Here is a 17,164-nt window from a genome sequence, read left to right as displayed (position 1 = left end):
CGAAGCGATCCGTCGAGAAAGGTGTCACCGAATGAAGAAGGCCTATCTGGCGAGCATCATCGGAACCGTGATCGAGTGGTTCGATTTTTATATCTACGCAGTGGTGGCGAGCCTCGTCATCAATAAGGCATTCTTTTCAGGAGCCAGCCCCGCAGCGGGCACCCTGGCGGCGTTCGCCACCTTCGCTGCCGGCTACCTGGCGCGGCCGATAGGCGGGATTGTCTTCGGTTGGCTCGGAGACCGCATCGGACGAAAGCAGATACTCACGGTAACGCTTGTCCTGATGGGCGTTGCCTCATTCGGCACAGGGGTACTTCCGACCTATGAACAAATCGGTATCACCGCGCCGGTGATTCTCGTGATTCTGCGAATTATCCAGGGAATCGGCGTGGGCGGCGAATACGGCGGCGCAGTACTCATGATGGCCGAGCACGGGCATCGATCACGGTTTCGTGGATTTCTCACTTCGCTGACCAGCGCCTCAGCCGCCGTCGGATTCCTGCTTGCTTCGGGAACCATGGCAATCATCGCTGCAGTCACCACCACCCAACAGTTTGAGACCTGGGGGTGGCGAATTCCCTTCATTGCCAGCATTTTCCTTCTGGTCTTCGGATTCTGGCTGCGCCGAAATATTGACGAGAGCCCGGTGTTCCTGGCCACAAAGGAGGATGACCGGACCGTCCGCCATCCCCTCCTCGAGATCTTCCGATACTACCCTCGCGAACTGATCGTGTCGTTTGCGCTGCCGATCGGTACCGCGGCAACATATTCGCTGGTTCTAGTTTTCGCGGTGGCCTACGGAAAGCAATTCGGATTCAGTAGCGGTGAACTCTTGGCCATGACGACGGCAGCCCAGGCCGTCTACCTTCCCATGTTGATCGGATCCGGGTTCATATCGGATCTTGTCGGTCGCAGAATTCCGATCACAGTCGGTGCGGTAGGTGTGGCCGCCTGGGGTTTCGCCTTCTGGCCATTACTCGGTTCCGGTTCGTGGTGGCTTGCTTTCCTGGGATTCGTCGGATGCTTTGCCTGCATTGCCGGAATGTACGGACCACTGGCGGGTTTCCTGTCGGAACTCTTTCCTCCCGAGGTGGGTTACTCCGGGGTCTCGTTCGGGTACCAGGTCTCTTTCGCGATCGCGGGCGGACTCACCCCCGTCGTCGCCGAGGCGAGCATCGGCGGGACCGACAACTGGCTACCGGTCGCCGTGATGATGGTGGTGGCGGGTGCGTGCACTGTTGCTGGAGTGGTGCTGAGTCGACGCCTCGGTCGCCAGAACCGACCGCCACGTCCTCCCGCGAGGTCCGGGCCACAAGCAGAAAGTAATCCGTGATCGTTGCTCCGCAACGTACTCCGTTCCAGTGATCGCCACACGTTGCGGATCTCTCGTGCACTGGAATACATCAACCGCGCCGCCTACTCCCACCCCGCTCTCGAGGCGACGATCTACAGGCGTGAACGCAACCGACACCGAGACGACATCGACGTGGCACAGTGACTCGTGGACGTTATCGTCGCGACGCGGCGCGAGCGAGACGCCCCGAGGAGCGGTGATCTTCTCGATCTGGCGCTGAACACCGCGGACCGGGCGACGGGTAAGCGGCTGTCCGATCAGAATATTCGCAATCAGATACTTACCTTCATGGTTGCGGGCCAGGAGACATCAGCCGGTGTGATGGCGTTTGCCCTGCACTTCCTGTCGACCTATTCGGACGTGGTCGAGCGGATCCGGGTCCACGCCACCGGCAACCGGCCGTGAAGTGAGTGGTTTCCGTCCACGGAAGTCCCCACAGGTCCATCGGACTGTTGTGGACTCTTCCACTCGGAAGTCCACCCACAGCCACACACGTCCACCCGAGTTCACTGACCGAGTTGAGGATGAGTTGTGACAACTCGTGACAGCGAGCCGAGTTTCGGGGCATTTCGCAGGTGCGTGGACGCCCCTGGACCGTGGCGGACCTGCACGGACGTACCGGGGGAAGTCGTGAAACGAGAGGTCAGATCAGGCCATATCGAAACCTTCGTGCTGGTCAGAGGCCTATCGAGAGCCTCCTTTCGGGATTGAACCGAAGACCGCTCGCTTACAAGGCTTCGACGGCCCGATCAGGTGAATTCACCTGGACTCACGAAACCCGGTCTGAGCTGCGCGTTCGTCCATCAGCGTCCGCCCCGGTCCACCTCCGTCCGTCCCGACTTGTGACACTCTCGTGACACCGAGAATCCCCTACGTCGAACTCGACTAGTCCGTATTACCCTGGTGGACATCGTATCTCGTTGATCGACAAAGCAGCAGACGCGGGTCCAGCCGCATGACAGTTGCGGCCACGCGTCAATGAGTCGCGACTCGGCTTCACGATCGCGTCACTAGCAAACGCGGCTGAACGAAGGCCCACACCGGCCGAGTACAATGCGTGGGAACGACCTCACCTCCGAGGACAACCCGCCAAGCTCGACCGGAGGTCTGCCGGAGCCGCAGAGGACGCTCGTCGGAAGCACTCGCGCCAGCTCACTCAACTAGTTTGATCCGCGCAACTCCTGGGTGGTGTGGCGCAGGATCTGCGCCCTAACGGTCCCGAGGAGTCATTCGAGTAGTTACGCGAGGGCGACAAACCAGTCGGTACGGCCAGCTGAAGTTCTCGGAATGGGCACATTCGCTGCCCTTTACGACACCTGCTCCGAAAACAATCACATCCGAGGCAGGCAGTTCGAGCGCATCTGCAAGTGGTACCTCGAGAACGACCCGTACTACCGACACACGGTTCGGGAGGTTTGGCTGTGGGATGACTGGGATCACAGGTGGGGCAGCGACGCCGGCATCGACCTCGTGGTCGAGGACAGTGTCGGGAAGGCCTGGGCGGTGCAGGTTAAGGCGTACAGCCCCGATCACGCCGTCACGAAGCGCGACGTCGACAAGGTCCTCTCCGAGTCGTCGAGGAAGTGGTTCGACTATCGCCTTCTCATCGCTACCACGGACCGGTTACACCACAGCCGGATCGGGCTGGCCGAAGCCATGCGCAAATATGACCTCCGCCGGGTCATCGCTTCCATTCGCGGGTGCTGCGAGCACAGAGATTCGCCGCCGAGATGCCCGACGTTCTCGACTGGATGCCTGCAGAAGAACGACCGTCCGGAACATTGTGACCGGGTTCGCCTCCGGTGATATGTCGTCCGTTGAACGCCACGTGAAGCTTCAGCGTCTCCGCCAACTCGACGACGACGAACGCGGCGTGCTGGCCAACGCCAGATGGCTCGCCGAGGGCGTCGACGTCCCCACCCTCGACGGTGTCGCCTTCATCGACCCACGAGGCTCGGAGGTCGACATCGTTCAGGCGGTCGGGCGGGCAATCCGGTTGGCCGAGAGCAAAACCGTCGGCACCATCGTGATCCCGGTGTTCATCGATACTGCCGCAGAAGGGTGCGGAATCGCGTCAGCTGCACGATCCGATGCGTGCAGGAACCGAGACCGAGTGAGACGGCACACCTTCCCACAGCCGACCGAGCGGCGTATGGTCTTGACTACATACCCCCTGGGGGTATCGACGCGGAGCAGGACACAGCGGGTAGCCGACCGCAGCGATGCGATTGACTACGGCACGTCCGAATCTCCGACCGGTACAGGGCATCGCACAGCAACACCTTTGAAATTGAGGAATTGACATGATCGAGTCATCACCGGCCACCGTCCGGACGGACAGTTCGCACGATCACGACCATCACGACATGGCCGGCGGCCACGGAGGCCACGGCGATCATGCAGGCCAGTTCCGCAGGTTGTTCTGGGTGATGGTCGTCTTGGCGGTTCCGGTGATCGCAGCGTCGGACATGTTCGCGATGATCCTCGGGTATTCACTTCCGCACAGCTCCTGGATCGGGTGGGTGTCCCCCGTGCTGGGCACAGTCATGTTCGTGTGGGGTGGCTCCCCGTTCCTCACCGGTGCCGTCAGCGAGATACGCGGCCGCACACCGGGAATGATGCTGCTGATCGCGTTGGCGATCACCGTCGCGTTCGTCTCGTCCCTCGGTGCGAGTGTCGGTCTACTCGATCATCAGCTCGACTTCTGGTGGGAGCTGGCACTGCTGATCGTGATCATGCTGCTGGGGCACTGGATCGAAATGCGCTCACTCGCGCAGACGACGTCGGCCCTGGACTCGCTGGCCGCGCTGCTCCCCGACACCGCGGAGCGGGTCGACGCCGATGGTGAGGTGACCGTCGTGGATCCGGCGCAACTGCAGGTCGATGACGTGGTGGTCGTGCGCCCCGGCGGCCGGGTCCCGGCCGACGGTGTCGTCGTCTCAGGGGCCGCGAGCATGGATGAGTCGATGATCACCGGCGAGTCCCGCACCGTGCGCCGCAGCGACGGGGACACCGTCGTCGCCGGCACTGTCGCCACCGACTCCGGGATCCGCGTGAGGGTGTCCGCCATCGGCGAGGACACCACCCTCGCCGGCATCCGGCGCCTGGTCAGCGACGCGCAGAACTCGACGTCGCGGGCGCAGCGGATCGCGGACATCGCCGCGGCGTGGCTGTTCTGGTTCGCCCTCGGCGCCGCCGTTCTCACCGCGGCCGCCTGGACCCTCCTCGGCTCCCCCGACGACGCGGTCGTCCGCACGATCACCGTCCTGGTCATCGCCTGCCCCCACGCGCTGGGCCTGGCGATTCCGTTGGTGGTGTCCATCGCGACCGAACGTGCCGCACGCGGCGGCGTCCTGATCAAGGACCGCCTCGCGCTGGAGTCGATGCGCACCGTCGACACCGTGCTGTTCGACAAGACCGGCACTCTCACCCGCGGCGAACCCGCCGTCACCGACGTCGAGGCCGTGGACGGGCGCACCGTCGAGGAGGTTCTGGCGCTGGCGGCAGCTGCGGAAGCGGATTCCGAGCACCCGTTGGCACGCGCGATCGTCGCCGCTGCTGAGGGCCGTCGGCTCGATATCCCGTCTGCGCAGGACTTCCGGTCCTCACCTGCGGTCGGGGTGTCCGCGGTCGTCGACGGCGCCGCCGTTCGGGTGGGTGGTCCGGCGATGCTCGAGCAGGAGCACCGCTCCGAGCTCGACACGGCCGATCGGTGGCGCCAGGACGGGGCCATCATCTTGCATGTCGTCGCCGACGGCGCCGTGATCGGTGCACTGAAACTGGCCGACGAGATCCGCCCCGAGTCCCGCGCTGCGGTGGCCGATCTGCACGCCCGTGGGGTGCAGGTGGTCATGATCACCGGCGACGCCGACGCGGTCGCCGCCTCGGTCGCCGGTGAGCTGGGTATCGACCGCTACTTCGCCGGGGTGCGCCCGGAGGACAAAGCGCAGCGGGTGGCGGACCTGCAGGGCGAGGGCAGGAAGGTCGCGATGGTCGGTGACGGTGTCAACGACGCCCCCGCCCTCGCCCGCGCCGACGTCGGCATCGCCATCGGTGCAGGCACGGATGTGGCGATCGCGTCCGCGGGGGTGATCCTCGCCAGTGACGACCCCCGCTCGGTGCTGTCGGTGGTCGATCTCTCCCGCGCTGCGTATCGGAAGATGAAGCAGAACCTCTGGTGGGCCGCCGGATACAACCTGCTCTCCGTGCCGCTGGCCGCCGGCGTGCTCGCTCCGATCGGGTTCGTGCTGCCGATGTCGGTGGGGGCGATTCTGATGTCCCTGTCGACGATCATCGTCGCCGCCAACGCCCAACTGCTCCGTCGACTCGACCTCCGGCCCGGCACTGGTACCCCGCGGGACTGACCTGCGGCCCTCCGATACGACGCAGCCCCGCACCGACATCGGTGCGGGGCTACGTCGTTCGTCGAGCAGGACCCGAAACTGCGGTACCGGCCGGGTTCTCGGTCAGCCCAAGAGCTGCTGCATGCGGGAGATCTCGGCGTTCTGCGTCTCGACGATGGTGCGGGCCATCGCGACCGCGTCCGTGTTGGAGCCGTCGGCGATCTCCTTCTCTGCCATCGCGACCGCGCCCTGGTGGTGGGCGATCATCATCGTCAGCCACTGGCGGTCGAAGTCAGCACCCGACGCGGCCATCAGCGAGTCCATGTCCTGTGGAGTCATCATCCCGCTGCCCGATCCGTGGTCCATACCCTCCATCGAGCTCGCGTCCGACGACGGCGCCGGCTGACCCCACTGCACCAACCACGACGTCAACTGCTCCATCTCGGGTTTCTGGGCGGCGGCGATCTCCCCTGCCAGGGCGACGATCTCCGGGTTCGTCGTGCGCCCGTCGACCATGGTGGCCATCTCGACGGCCTGCGCGTGATGGGGATACATCATCGACGCGAACATGACATCGGCGTCGGTGAAGTTCGCTGCGGGATCCGCGGACTGCGCCGACGAGGACTCCATCGAGGTGGACGAGCCCATCGAGTGGCCCTCCATCGACGTGCCCGATCCGTCGTCGCTACACCCTGCGAGGAGGGCGATGCCGACCGCCGCGGCGGCGAGGACGGTGGTTGTTCTTCTGTTGATGCGCATGGAAGTACTCCTGAGGTGTGACGAACGAGAGACGAGGTGGATCTGCCTGCGATCCGCCGGAGCACCGTGGCCCCGGACTCCCCGTCACACCCGAAGAAATACCGACTTGTCCAGTGAGTACACCGCCCACGGGGGCGCACGACCTGCCCGAGCCACGATCGCGACAACACGGTCGGACGCGGTGTCCAGTGTCGGCATGGACTCGGCGGTCACGGTCGGCACCGACATCGCAGGGAAAGACGTGACCGTCCCGATGCACGGATGCACCATGTCGTGACCGCTCGGGCACGGCACGTGCGCCGCCGCCGTCTCGGCGTCGACGGTGTGTGTGTCAGCAGAGTGATGGGCGACCACGCTGTTCGGCTGCCCTGGTGCGGGCATCGCGTCATGGGCCGCGGCGGTGGGGACGGGCAGGGTCGTGTGCATCAGCACCACGCCGAGCGCGATCAGAACCGTCCGAAGCACCGAGAGCGCAGACGAGGCCGACGATCGTCGCCGAGCACCGTCACGCACGTTGCCACCGTACCAAGCAATACCCCCTACGGGTATCACCGAGGCCGAAGGCAGATCCTGACGCGCCGCCGACTCGGCACACAGATCATGGATGTCATGGCCGCGGCGATGGTGCCGGTCATGATGGCCACTCTTGCCGTCGTCGTGGCGTCGCAGATCGACGCAGTCCGCTCCGAAGGCTCCCAGCTGATTGCCGCGGTGCCGATCTTCGCGGTGCCGATCTTCGTAGCGTTCCTGGTCATCATGGCGGTTGTCGGATGGGCGACGGCCAGAGTGACCCGCCAGGACGTCCCGGATGCTCGGGCCTCGACCTTCTCCGGCGCCACCCGATTTCGTTGGTCGTACTGCCGCTGGCGCTCGCGCTGCCACCAGCACTGTCTCTTGCTGCCGTGGTCGTGGTGTCGCAGACACTGGTGGAGCTGATCGGAATGGTCGCCTACGTCCGACTCATCCCCTGCCTTGTCCCAGCTCACGCTGCGAGAGCACCGGTGAAGTTCGAAACAACTCGCACGAACCAAGGCAATCCCGGGTGACGAGAATTGGATAAGTGCAGGTGGCGTCAGTGAGGGTGAACGAACCACGGGATCCAGTGCCGCGACCCCGTTCCACTTCCCGCGAGCACTGAGCTCGAATGGGGACTTTCCCGTCAAACGCGCCCGTGGCCCCGTGCCCACTACGATCGCAGTCTCTACGCTGGCACCGTGCCCCTGCCGACCCATGTGACCGACCTGATCAGCTACGAATTATTGCTGTCCGTCGCCGAGCTGGGAAGCATCGGACGCGCAGGGGCTGCGCATGGCATGTCGCAGCCAGCGGCGAGCGCACGCCTGAAAGCACTCGAAAGCCGCGTCGGGGCAGCACTCCTGCATCGCGGGCAGCGAGGTGCCACCCTCACCGCAACCGGCGAACTGGTCGCCGGCTGGGCCGAGCGCGTCATCGCCGAAGCCGCCGAGCTCGCCACGAGCATCGCAATGCTGCGCACCGACCGCCACAGCCACATTCGTATCGCCGCGAGCCTCACCATCGCCGAATACCTCATACCGCGATGGCTCATCACACTGCGCTCCCACGACACTTCCATCACACCGACTCTCACCTCCGGAAACTCTGTCGACGTAGCCGCATCGGTGCTCGACGGCCGCGCCGACATCGGATTCGTCGAAAGCCCCGATCTGCCCAGCGGACTCCACTCGAAGGACGTTGCCCGCGACGAACTCGTCGTCGTCGTCGCCCCCGATCATCAATGGGTTCGACGAACGATCACGGCGAGCGAACTGGCCGCGACACCGCTGGTCACCCGCGAACCCGGGTCCGGCACACGTCTCGCGCTCGAACGTGCGCTCCGGACTGCAGGCCCACTCGCCGCGCCACTGCTCGAGGTGTCCTCCACCACTGCCATCAAAGCTGCCGTCATCGGCGGCCTCGCACCGGCCGTACTCAGCTCCCTCGCGGTATCCGCCGAGATCGCCGCCGGAACACTGGCCCGCGTTCACACAGAGGGGCTCGACCTGCGCCGGTTCCTGCGTGCCGTGTGGCCCGCGGGCCGTGAACTGCGAGGACCGTCGAGCGACCTGCTCGTCGTCGCCCTCAGATCCCCGCAGTCATAACCTGAGGTTGGGACCGGCCAGGTAATCGGTGTCTACCGGTGACGACTGTGTGCGAGGACGCTGGAAGTCATGACCACGACAGCTCTGCACCGCTCCTCCATCACGTCTCGGCGCGGCGACGATACCGAGCGGCCGCGCAAGTGGCCGGTGCTCTCCGACCTCGACCACCCGAGCCAGATCTTCGAACACATCACCCCCAACTGGTTCGCCTCGGTCATGGGCACCGGTATCGTCGCCAACGCCGCCGCCACCCTGCCCGCCCACATCCCCGGACTGCACGTGTTCGCAACGATCGTGTGGATCGCAGCGTCGGTCGCCTTGATCACACTCTCCGGTGCCTTCGCAGTGCACTGGATCCGACACCGGCAGTATGCGCGTGAGCACGCCGCGCATCCGGTGATGGTGCAGTTCTACGGCGCACCCCCCATGGCGCTGCTGACCGTCGGTGCCGGGACGATGCTGCTGGGCAAAGACGTCATCGGAGCGGTGCCCGCAACCGTGATCTTTGCCGTCCTGTGGACCGCTGGCACAGCCCTCGGGCTGATCACCAGCATTCTCGTGCCCTACCTGATGATCACCGCCCACGATCACCAGACCGCCGTCGCACTCCCGGCGTGGTTGATGCCCGTCGTACCGCCGATGGTGTCCGCCTCCACCGGTGCGCTGCTGCTCCCTCATATCGCGGACGGGCAATGGCGCCTGGCCATGCTGTCCGGTTGCTACGCGATGTTCGGGCTGTCACTGATCATCGGAATGCTGACCATGACGCTCATCTACGGACGGCTCGTCCACGGCGGAATCCCGCCGGTCCAGGCAGCACCGACGGTGTGGATCACCCTCGGCATGATCGGTCAATCGATCACCGCCGCGAACCTGCTCGGCAACGATGCACCCTTGGTGTTCACCGGCGAGACCGCCTCCGTCGCAACCGGCCTGCACGTGTTCGGCATTCTGTACGGACTGATCATGGGCGGCTTCGGCGTCTTGATGTTCATCCTCGCAACCGCCCTCACCATCCATGCCGCCCAGAAGGGACTGACATTCTCACTGACCTGGTGGTCGTTCACCTTCCCCATCGGCACGTGCGTCACCGGTGCCACTGCCCTCGGCGGCACTCTGGGGTCGGCCGCGGTCGAGGCCCTTGCAATCGGACTGTATGCGGCCTTGCTCGCAGCCTGGGGCACAGTCGCCGCCCACACTCTCCGCGGCAGCGTCCAAGGGAAAATTTTTCAACCCAGCTGAACCGACCGCGGGTAGTACCCACTCGGAACGCTGATACCGAACGAACGGCGTCGATCGATGAACACACCGAATGCAGACACACCGACTTCCGATACCCCGAGACGGGGCCGCCGCGGACGCATCTGGGCACGAGTCACCGAAAATTATCTGGCCTGGCTGTTGCTGATGGCGGGAACAGCTGCTGCGGGGCCCTTCTCACTGCCCTCGCCGGCGGGAGGGCTGGACCGTCGTCGCAGCGATCGCGACAGTGGTGCTGTTCGCGGGATGTTGGTTCTCCTATCGAGACGGTGCACGCCGGGGTGTCGCCGAACAACACATTGTCCAGTACCACCCCGACAGCCCGGACGAGGTGATCGACATCGACACCAACACCGGCGAACGCCAGCCCCACCAGGACTGACCGGTCGGAGGCAGCAGCACGATCCGCCCTACCTCAGCACAGTGCGGGGTTCAGGTGCCTTCTCCAGGTGCGTTGCGACCGACAGTGCTGCGTTGATCAACCGCTGGCGAGCAGCCGCCGGTGCGTGTGCGTTGCGAGCCGAGGGGTGCGGTGCCGCAATCACCGGGAGGAGGCGGGTGGGAGCAGATGCAGTGATGACGCGCATGTAGCCATCGAGAGCCTTCGCACCGAGAACGAAAACCACCTCCAGTTTCGGCAGCAAGGCCATGAGCTCGCCGACATATGGGCCCGCCTCACCGAGAACGGATGCCGTCGGCGATACCGGATGACCGGCGTCGTCGAGCACTGCCCACGGCACAATATTCCACTTGACGCACTGCACCCGGTCGATACCCGCGTCGGCGAACACCGATTTCAGCACGGGGTTCGTTCGATCTGGATTGTCGAACGAACACATGTTGGTCCCGCCCGGACGCATCGTCTTCGGCCCCGGAGACTCCAACAGCACCAGACAGCGAGCCGCGTCACCGCCGTCGTCGGGATCGAACAGTGGAATGGACCGTGCAGTGTCGATCCTCCATCGCAACACCGACGCATTGAGTGACCGGACCGGGGCATCGTGCGCTCGGGCATGCTTTCCGGACCACACGTCATCATCTGTCATACCGCCGCACTCACTGCTGACCACGCCACACGCACTGCTGGCCATGGGGAAACGCACCGTGAGCCGTAGACGCCAGCTCTCGGTGGCTCGCCTCGACGACCACTGCTGAGCGTTCGACGACTCCGCTGCCTGAACACACCTGTCAGATAACCACGACAGGTCGTGTGATGCCTGTTGTACCCGTCTTCTCATCGACTTCGATTCCAGATCGGGTCGGTTAGGGTACCCGCGTCCACCGAACGAGTTACGGATGAGTTGTGACAAGTCGTGACATCGAGCCGGATTTCGGTAGTTTTCGCAGGTGGCCGGACGGCCCTGGACCGTGGCGGACCTGCACGGACGTACCCGGGGGAAGTCGTGAAACGAGAGGTCAGATCAGGCTATTTCGGAGCATTCGTGCTGGTCAGAGGCATATCGAGAGCCTCCTTTCGGGATTGAACCGAAGACCGCTCGCTTACGAAGTCAGTGGGGCTGCGCCTGCCCGCCGATAAGGCTTCGCCGTTGAGGTCACGAGACCCAATCGGACCGTTCGAGGGTCTGCACGAACAGGTTCCGCGGCTTTAAAGTCACCGTCTCGTCGACCTCGAGCGAATAGCTCGGTTTCCCGATAAGGTCGACTCGCCCGACTATGAGGGCGAGCGCAACAAGCACCTCATGGTAAGCGAATTGTCGACCGATACAGCCGCGCAGTCCGGTCCCGAACGGCTTGTAAAGCTCAGCCAAGTTCGCTGGAACGCGGCTGCGCTCGAAGCGGTCCGGGTCGAATCGTTCCGGATCAGCACCCCACGCCGCATCGCGATGCAGTTGTAGCAACACCACGAACACCCACTCCCCCTTCTCGAAGGGGTGCTCCCCCACCATCGTGTCTCGCCGAGCCTTCCGGTAGTAACCGGGCGCCACCGGCCACAGGCGCAACGTCTCGTCGACCACGCGCCGCAGGTACCGCAGCTTGCCCACGTGATCGAACTGGAGATCACCATCGGGGCACACCGCCGATAGCTCGGCCCGGATCCGCTCGACCACGTCCGGATGAGTCGACAGGAAGTGCAGAGCGAACGCCATGACCCCGGCTGACGTCTCCTGGCCCGCCACTAGGAACGTGAGGATCTGGTTGCGAATGTTCTGATCGGACAGCCGCTCCCCTGTTGCCGGGTCCGCGGTGCTCAGCATCAGATCGAGAAGGTCACCGCTGCCCGGGGCATCTCGCTCGCGCCGCGTCGCGACGATGTCGTCCACGAGACGTTGAGCTACCTCGATGTCGTCTCGGTGCTGGTTGCGATCACGCCTGTAGATCGTCGCCTCGAGAGCGGGGTGGGAGTAGGCGGCCCGGTTGATGTACTTCAGTGCACGGGAGATCCGCACCACCAACTCGTGCGGTGCTGCGTCGTCGAAGGATCCGAAGTCGTAGCCGAAGGCCACCTCGCCGATCACTTCGAGAGCGAGCTTGTTCATGTCCGCCGGTACGTCGATCCACGCTTTCGGACCTCGGGCGGTCCACGAGGACAGCAGTTTGTCCGTCTTGCCCACCATCGTGTCGTGGTACCGGCGCATCGACGACTGGGAGAACGCTGGTGCCAGTATCGCGTGGGCGGTTGCCCAGGACGGTTCGGAGTTGTACGCGGTGAACAGCCCGTCGCCGGCCACTTGTCGGAGGTTGCCCATGGGTACGCCGAGGAACTTGGCCCACGTCGTCTCGTCGTTCACCGCCGCGATCTCGACGGGCCCTGACACGTACGTCACGCGGGTCCCGAACACGTTGCGTTCGTATATGGACCCGTACTTCTGCGCATCCCGCATCGCCCACTGGCTGGACTCGGTGACGTGGAGGTCCAGAATGTCGCCGACCACCGGTAACCGCCGTGGTGGATGCGGCAGCACGCGGTCGGACGCTCGCACAGGCCTCACGGTGTTGTCGTTCATTGCTGCTCCCCCTGCGTTGTTGCGATAAGTCTCGGCTCGGTCGGCCAGTGACGGCCGATGGCGGCAAGCACTCGAACTTCTTGCTTCAAGTCGACCGACGGCTCGATCGGCACTTTGATGAACGCTCCTGCCGGCTCGTCGGCGCGTCGTCTATGTGCTGCGAGGTAGAAGACCTCCGCGGCTGATCTGTTGTCGACCGACCCCTCCACAGGAAGGTCTTCCACGTAACGGCCCAGCAGACTCAGCGAATCCCTGACCTCCACGCACATGCGATGAGCTCGATGCACGGGCGACGACTGCGGAGACGGGTGACGGAGGACAACCTCCGGACAGGTCTGAACGAGGTCGGACCACATCGGCGTCAGAGAGCGGATCGACCGGGTCCAGCAGTCGACGCCCAGCGACTCGGTGACCGCTCGCCAGAGAGGTAACGCCGCGCACAGCGTTGCCACTGCCAGCAAGTAGATGAAGCTGACCTCGTTCAGCGTCACCCGCAAGGCCACGAAGTCCCGAGCAATTCCGATTGCGGCGAACGCTCCCATCAGCAAGATCGAGACGGCCTCCTCCAAACCCCACACGGCCACGATCGCAAACAGCCAAAACACCATCGACACTTGCGTTGGCAGCTGACCGCGGCGCAGCTCCCCCACAGAAACACGCAGGTACAGATACGGCATGAACGCTGCCCACGCAGAAAACAGCGCGAAGTACACCGCCGTTCGCCAACCCGGTAGGACATCGATGTACTCGCCAGAGCCCCGCGCCGAGGAACCGACGACGACCATCAGCGCTCCGCTGGCAAGTGCAAGCATCATCACCACTGTGGTCGTCGAGGCGTGTCCCTCAGGTCGTCGCCAGCGGAGGGCGATAGCAATCAGCGGTGCAAGCGCCAAAAGTAGCGCCACGGTACCGAGTTGCTGCATCAGCGGCACGTCGATCACGGTGCCGGTCGCTGACGCCACCGCCGATTGAATCGCCCCTTCGCGAGCGAGACCAGACGAAATACCGAGCGCCAGAGCCATATTGACGAGACGAGAGGTGGCAGTCCGGCTCGCAAGCACAAGCCTGGCGACGAGGATGCCGACGCTCCACAGCAGCAGTGGGTATGACACCAGCATCGGCACCGAAGACGTCATGTCAGACCCAAAAAGTCGTGCATCGCGGAGGAACGCCGGTAGCGCGACACTGCCGCCGACATGAGCAGATCAGCGAAGGTCTCGGCTTCGCCTTCCTGATCGTCATCGAAGTTCGATCTTTTCATGACCGATTCGAGCGCATCGAAGTCGATGTCGGGGCAGAGCTCGCGGAGCGTGGCGTCTGCACCTGTCGATCCCCCGTGACCCAGCACCATGTGTCCGACTTCGTGCATGATCGTCTGGTCGACGTGGTAACTCGATGAGTCCGCGTGACAGACGATTTCGTCGTGATCGTGGAACTGCAGCCACAGTCCGCACGGCAAGCCCTGCAGCGTCACCGCGTCGACGGGCACCAGCGCAATCGGCCGACCTCTGTGGGCTGACAGGCCTTCGAGGAAGGCCGTTCTGTTCCACGGACTTGGAACCAAGAGTTCTATGGCGCGGGCTGCCCCGATCACATCGAGTGCTGAAAATGTCATTTCCCCCCCAGGAATCGTGAATCAGAAGGTGTTACGGACCGGCCTCGCGCGCGCGGCGCAGGTTTCCCAGGAGATCCGTGAGATGCTCGATGCGCATACGTTCATCACCTGTTCGGAGCCTCATGCCGGTGATCCCTCCATGGAGCACCTCCCCGATCAAACTGAGCTGACTATGGATGCTCGGCGCTGCCGAATCGTCGAGCAAGTAGGTGCTGCTCGACGGGAACACGGTTGCAATCGCCTCGAGCATGTCTCGTGTGGCAGTACGTGTCCCCTCACGGAGAGCGGAGATGTCTCGCGCGGTGACCTGCCTGCCCAGGGCCACACTTACGGCCGATGCCACAGACTCAGGGCTTCGTTCAGAGCCGTCCTCAGTGCGCCAGATCTTGAAGAGCAGGTCTAGTCGAGCGTTGACTGGCACCGCCTCCTGCGCCGCAGTTCCCGTCATTTCTGCCCCCTGTTCAAACGCATTTCGAACCGGGCCACTGTCTCCGCCGGCACATCGACGTCACGACCGGCGAGCCAGCGCCTGTACAGACGCTCCTCGCGCTCCACCTCGTCGGTGGACTCGGTCGGCTCGTCGAGTAGTTGCCCGAACATCGCGTAGATCGGCGACAGCGATCCGTTCTGACGCCTGTTCTCCTCGAACAAGCGCGTGACGTACTCGCCGTAGATCGGACGCAGGGCAACTCCCATACGTCGCGACAGAGCACTCAGTTCGGCAAGATCTTGGCGGTCGCGCGCCATCGCGTCCAGTTCTCGGGAGATGGACAACAGGTCGAGAACGACTCGCACGGACACGACCACCGTGTCGGGGCCCAGAACGGCGTCCACGTCGGTCGACGACTTGCTCCGCGGTTCGCCACCTCGGAGGACATCGGCGGCGCTCCCTGGCTGCCACTCGAGACCGGTGTCCAGCTTGCCGAGTGTCCCGGCTGACACGGTCCGCCCACTCCCCTCCTCGATGTCCTTGAGAGTCGGCACTGATGGCCCGCCCCGCTCGCGGACCTGCGGACGCGACAGACCCAGCTGCGTACGGCGCTTCCACGCGTACTCGGCCAAACGTCCATAACCGTCCACGCTCGGAACAGTAAGGGGTCCGAACCTGGACCGGCAAGAAAAGCCAAGACCAACTCGGCTGCCTGGAGATCTCACAACATCTCGTCGATCTACGGGAAATATTTATTTGTCTAGCTTTATTTGCGTTTTTATTGCTATCTTTATCTTGCTGCGACGACGGGGGTAAGCGACATGGCATCAGAGAGCGATAGAGCGACCGGGCCTGGGTGTGCGGAGACTGTCGTCGACGTGGTCACGGGCGACCGTTTCCGCTGCTCGTTGGTCGAGCATCTCGACCGCGAGCACGAATCGTGGTCGGACGACGGACTCGTCGTCGCGCGGTGGGTCGCACCGAGACCGCTCACCCTGTGCGAGCCGGACTTCGCGGCGAGATAGAGCCGCGATCGGACGAAGCGAACATGGAGCGCAACGGCACGCCACCGTGTCATCCCGAGTTCGACCCTCAGACCCGGGCGGGCACTCGTGACCTCGATGTGGTTGTGCCACAACCAACTAGGCAAGGAACTCTGCAATGCACAATGCCGGTAGACACAGCGCTCATCGATACCGAGCAGGAGCGTGCACTGCGATGCCTCTCTTGATCGCATTCACGGTCGGTCAGGGAATAGCGGAAGGTGCGCCTCAGGACTTCGTCACCGCGCCCGACACGGCCCAGTCTGGAACAACGGACACCACTCCCCTCGCTCAGCCGCCCGAGCCCACCGCGGAACGAGATTTCCTACCAGGCTTCCATGCGTCACCTCGCGTGCAGCAGAGCGACTGGCGCAGCTACGAAGACTACCGATCCGGCAATCAGCAGTCGTCTTACGACAGCCAGGCACTCGGGCCGGCGGCTACACCATCTCCTCGTCCATCCCCACCGCCCGCACCTACGTTGCGTCGCACAGCAATCGCGCCCATCGACATTCCCGACGGGTACATCGGCGTCGGCGGTGAAATCGTGCCGTACGACCGGAATGTCGTGGATCCAAACCTGGTGGAGCAGTTCAACAACACCAGTCAGGCCTTGCAGGCAGACGGCGGGAACTTCCTCGTCGACGCCGGATTCGCCGACGCACCCCGTGCCGACCGCATCTCCGCGGGAGTCGCCACCGGCATTGTCGCCGGCGGTACCGCAGGGCTTTTGACCTCGCTCGTCCCGGCGACCGTCATCACGGCTACCGGGGCAGGACTCGGCGGCGCGCTGGGTGTCGCTGCGAGCACCGGTAGCGGGGTGATCGTGTGGGGTGGACCCGTCGGCTGGGTGTTCATCCCCGGTGCAGCCGCGCTGGCCGGTGGGGTTGCGGGAGCTGCACTGTCCGCTCCGATCGTCCTGGGTCTGACCGTCACCGGCGCCGCACTCGGCGGCCTCCTCGGCGCCACGGTGACGGGTGGTGAGCAGCAGATCATCGAGGAGCCCGCCCCTGTCCTCGCACCTGCAGCCAAGGCACAGGCTCCCGCCCCCGCCGCGCCGGTGTGGACGCCCCCGCAGGACGTCCTGCAGGTGCTCGACACGGCCCCGTCCTACGTCGAGCAGGCCCGTCAGGCAGTCACCGACGTGCCAGGCGGCGCGGACGTCCTGACCGCGGTCGACACCGTGATCGCCGACAACGCCCCCGCGCTCGATCAGGGCGCAGCAGCCCTGACCGGCGCACTGTCCGCTCTGAACATCGGGGCCTGACCGATGC

Annotated in this window: 18 protein-coding genes; 11 read left to right on the top strand and 7 right to left on the bottom strand. The window is 64.4% G+C overall.

Annotation, left to right across the window (positions count from 1 at the left end):
- The first annotated feature begins 31 nt into the window (after positions 1-31).
- From HQ325_RS03290 to HQ325_RS03275, 5 genes are all read left to right on the top strand, one after another.
- Positions 32-1,333, top strand: coding sequence for an MFS transporter (locus tag HQ325_RS03290; RefSeq protein WP_222626684.1), 1,302 nt, complete (start codon positions 32-34; stop codon positions 1,331-1,333).
- Between the two features lie 168 nt (positions 1,334-1,501).
- A complete protein-coding gene (locus tag HQ325_RS03285) occupies positions 1,502-1,759 on the top strand; it encodes a cytochrome P450 (RefSeq protein ID WP_222626683.1) in 258 nt (85 codons plus the stop codon).
- Between the two features lie 882 nt (positions 1,760-2,641).
- Positions 2,642-3,160, top strand: coding sequence for a restriction endonuclease (locus HQ325_RS22310; protein WP_042574318.1), 519 nt, complete (start codon positions 2,642-2,644; stop codon positions 3,158-3,160).
- Positions 3,138-3,656, top strand: coding sequence for a helicase-related protein (locus HQ325_RS22305; RefSeq protein WP_042574317.1), 519 nt, complete (start codon positions 3,138-3,140; stop codon positions 3,654-3,656). Before HQ325_RS22310 ends, HQ325_RS22305 begins: the two co-directional genes overlap by 23 nt.
- Before the next feature lies 1 nt (position 3,657).
- The gene (locus tag HQ325_RS03275; RefSeq protein WP_222626682.1) at positions 3,658-5,718 is read left to right on the top strand and encodes a heavy metal translocating P-type ATPase; all 2,061 of its coding nucleotides are present in this window, start codon (positions 3,658-3,660) and stop codon (positions 5,716-5,718) included.
- 102 nt (positions 5,719-5,820) lie between these two features.
- Here the strand turns inward: HQ325_RS03275 and HQ325_RS03270 are convergent, their stop codons facing one another.
- Both HQ325_RS03270 and HQ325_RS03265 read right to left on the bottom strand, forming a co-directional pair.
- On the bottom strand, positions 5,821-6,456 hold the full coding sequence (locus HQ325_RS03270) for a DUF305 domain-containing protein (protein WP_042574315.1): 636 nt from the start codon (positions 6,454-6,456) through the stop codon (positions 5,821-5,823).
- 84 nt (positions 6,457-6,540) lie between these two features.
- Positions 6,541-6,969, bottom strand: a complete 429-nt coding sequence (locus tag HQ325_RS03265; protein ID WP_162245349.1) for a hypothetical protein — start codon at positions 6,967-6,969, stop codon at positions 6,541-6,543.
- 96 nt (positions 6,970-7,065) lie between these two features.
- Between HQ325_RS03265 and HQ325_RS03260 the strand changes: the two genes are divergently transcribed.
- From HQ325_RS03260 to HQ325_RS03245, 4 genes are all read left to right on the top strand, one after another.
- Positions 7,066-7,392 carry a hypothetical protein gene (locus HQ325_RS03260; protein WP_371829995.1) on the top strand — a complete coding sequence of 109 codons (327 nt, stop codon included), beginning with the start codon at positions 7,066-7,068 and terminating at the stop codon, positions 7,390-7,392.
- Positions 7,393-7,670: 278 nt separating this feature from the next.
- A complete protein-coding gene (locus HQ325_RS03255; RefSeq protein WP_229746301.1) occupies positions 7,671-8,576 on the top strand; it encodes a LysR family transcriptional regulator in 906 nt (301 codons plus the stop codon).
- A 69-nt stretch (positions 8,577-8,645) separates the two neighbouring features.
- Positions 8,646-9,818 (top strand): TDT family transporter, encoded by a 1,173-nt coding sequence (locus tag HQ325_RS03250; protein ID WP_082043007.1) that lies wholly within the window; start codon positions 8,646-8,648, stop codon positions 9,816-9,818.
- 247 nt (positions 9,819-10,065) lie between these two features.
- Positions 10,066-10,218, top strand: a complete 153-nt coding sequence (locus HQ325_RS03245) for a hypothetical protein (protein WP_156148856.1) — start codon at positions 10,066-10,068, stop codon at positions 10,216-10,218.
- A gap of 28 nt (positions 10,219-10,246) precedes the next feature.
- On the opposite strand, the gene HQ325_RS22930 is transcribed toward HQ325_RS03245, so the two are convergent.
- From HQ325_RS22930 to HQ325_RS03220, 5 genes are all read right to left on the bottom strand, one after another.
- Entirely contained in the window at positions 10,247-10,882 is a 636-nt protein-coding gene (locus tag HQ325_RS22930; RefSeq protein WP_162245516.1) for a uracil-DNA glycosylase, read from the bottom strand.
- 507 nt (positions 10,883-11,389) lie between these two features.
- Positions 11,390-12,802 carry a cytochrome P450 gene (locus HQ325_RS03235; protein WP_222626680.1) on the bottom strand — a complete coding sequence of 471 codons (1,413 nt, stop codon included), beginning with the start codon at positions 12,800-12,802 and terminating at the stop codon, positions 11,390-11,392.
- A complete protein-coding gene (locus HQ325_RS03230) occupies positions 12,799-13,938 on the bottom strand; it encodes a DUF6545 domain-containing protein (protein WP_222626679.1) in 1,140 nt (379 codons plus the stop codon). The genes HQ325_RS03235 and HQ325_RS03230 overlap by 4 nt, the downstream gene beginning before the upstream one ends.
- A complete protein-coding gene (locus HQ325_RS03225; RefSeq protein WP_261777639.1) occupies positions 13,935-14,417 on the bottom strand; it encodes a hypothetical protein in 483 nt (160 codons plus the stop codon). Before HQ325_RS03225 ends, HQ325_RS03230 begins: the two co-directional genes overlap by 4 nt.
- Before the next feature lie 444 nt (positions 14,418-14,861).
- Positions 14,862-15,497 (bottom strand): XRE family transcriptional regulator, encoded by a 636-nt coding sequence (locus HQ325_RS03220; RefSeq protein WP_222626678.1) that lies wholly within the window; start codon positions 15,495-15,497, stop codon positions 14,862-14,864.
- Between the two features lie 228 nt (positions 15,498-15,725).
- On the opposite strand from HQ325_RS03220, the gene HQ325_RS03215 reads away from it, so the two are divergent.
- Together HQ325_RS03215 and HQ325_RS03210 are read left to right on the top strand one after the other, a co-directional pair.
- Positions 15,726-15,872: a hypothetical protein gene (locus HQ325_RS03215; RefSeq protein WP_222626677.1), complete on the top strand. Its 147-nt coding sequence runs from the start codon at positions 15,726-15,728 to the stop codon at positions 15,870-15,872.
- A gap of 499 nt (positions 15,873-16,371) precedes the next feature.
- Positions 16,372-17,157 carry a hypothetical protein gene (locus tag HQ325_RS03210; RefSeq protein ID WP_261777638.1) on the top strand — a complete coding sequence of 262 codons (786 nt, stop codon included), beginning with the start codon at positions 16,372-16,374 and terminating at the stop codon, positions 17,155-17,157.
- The last annotated feature ends 7 nt before the right edge of the window (positions 17,158-17,164 follow it).

It is taken from the genome of Rhodococcus sp. BP-349 (assembly GCF_019835845.1).
In the GTDB taxonomy this organism is placed as follows: Bacteria; Actinomycetota; Actinomycetes; order Mycobacteriales; family Mycobacteriaceae; genus Rhodococcoides.
The sequence above is the reverse complement of the archived record's forward strand: the minus strand, read 5'-3'. Positions and strand labels throughout refer to the sequence as shown.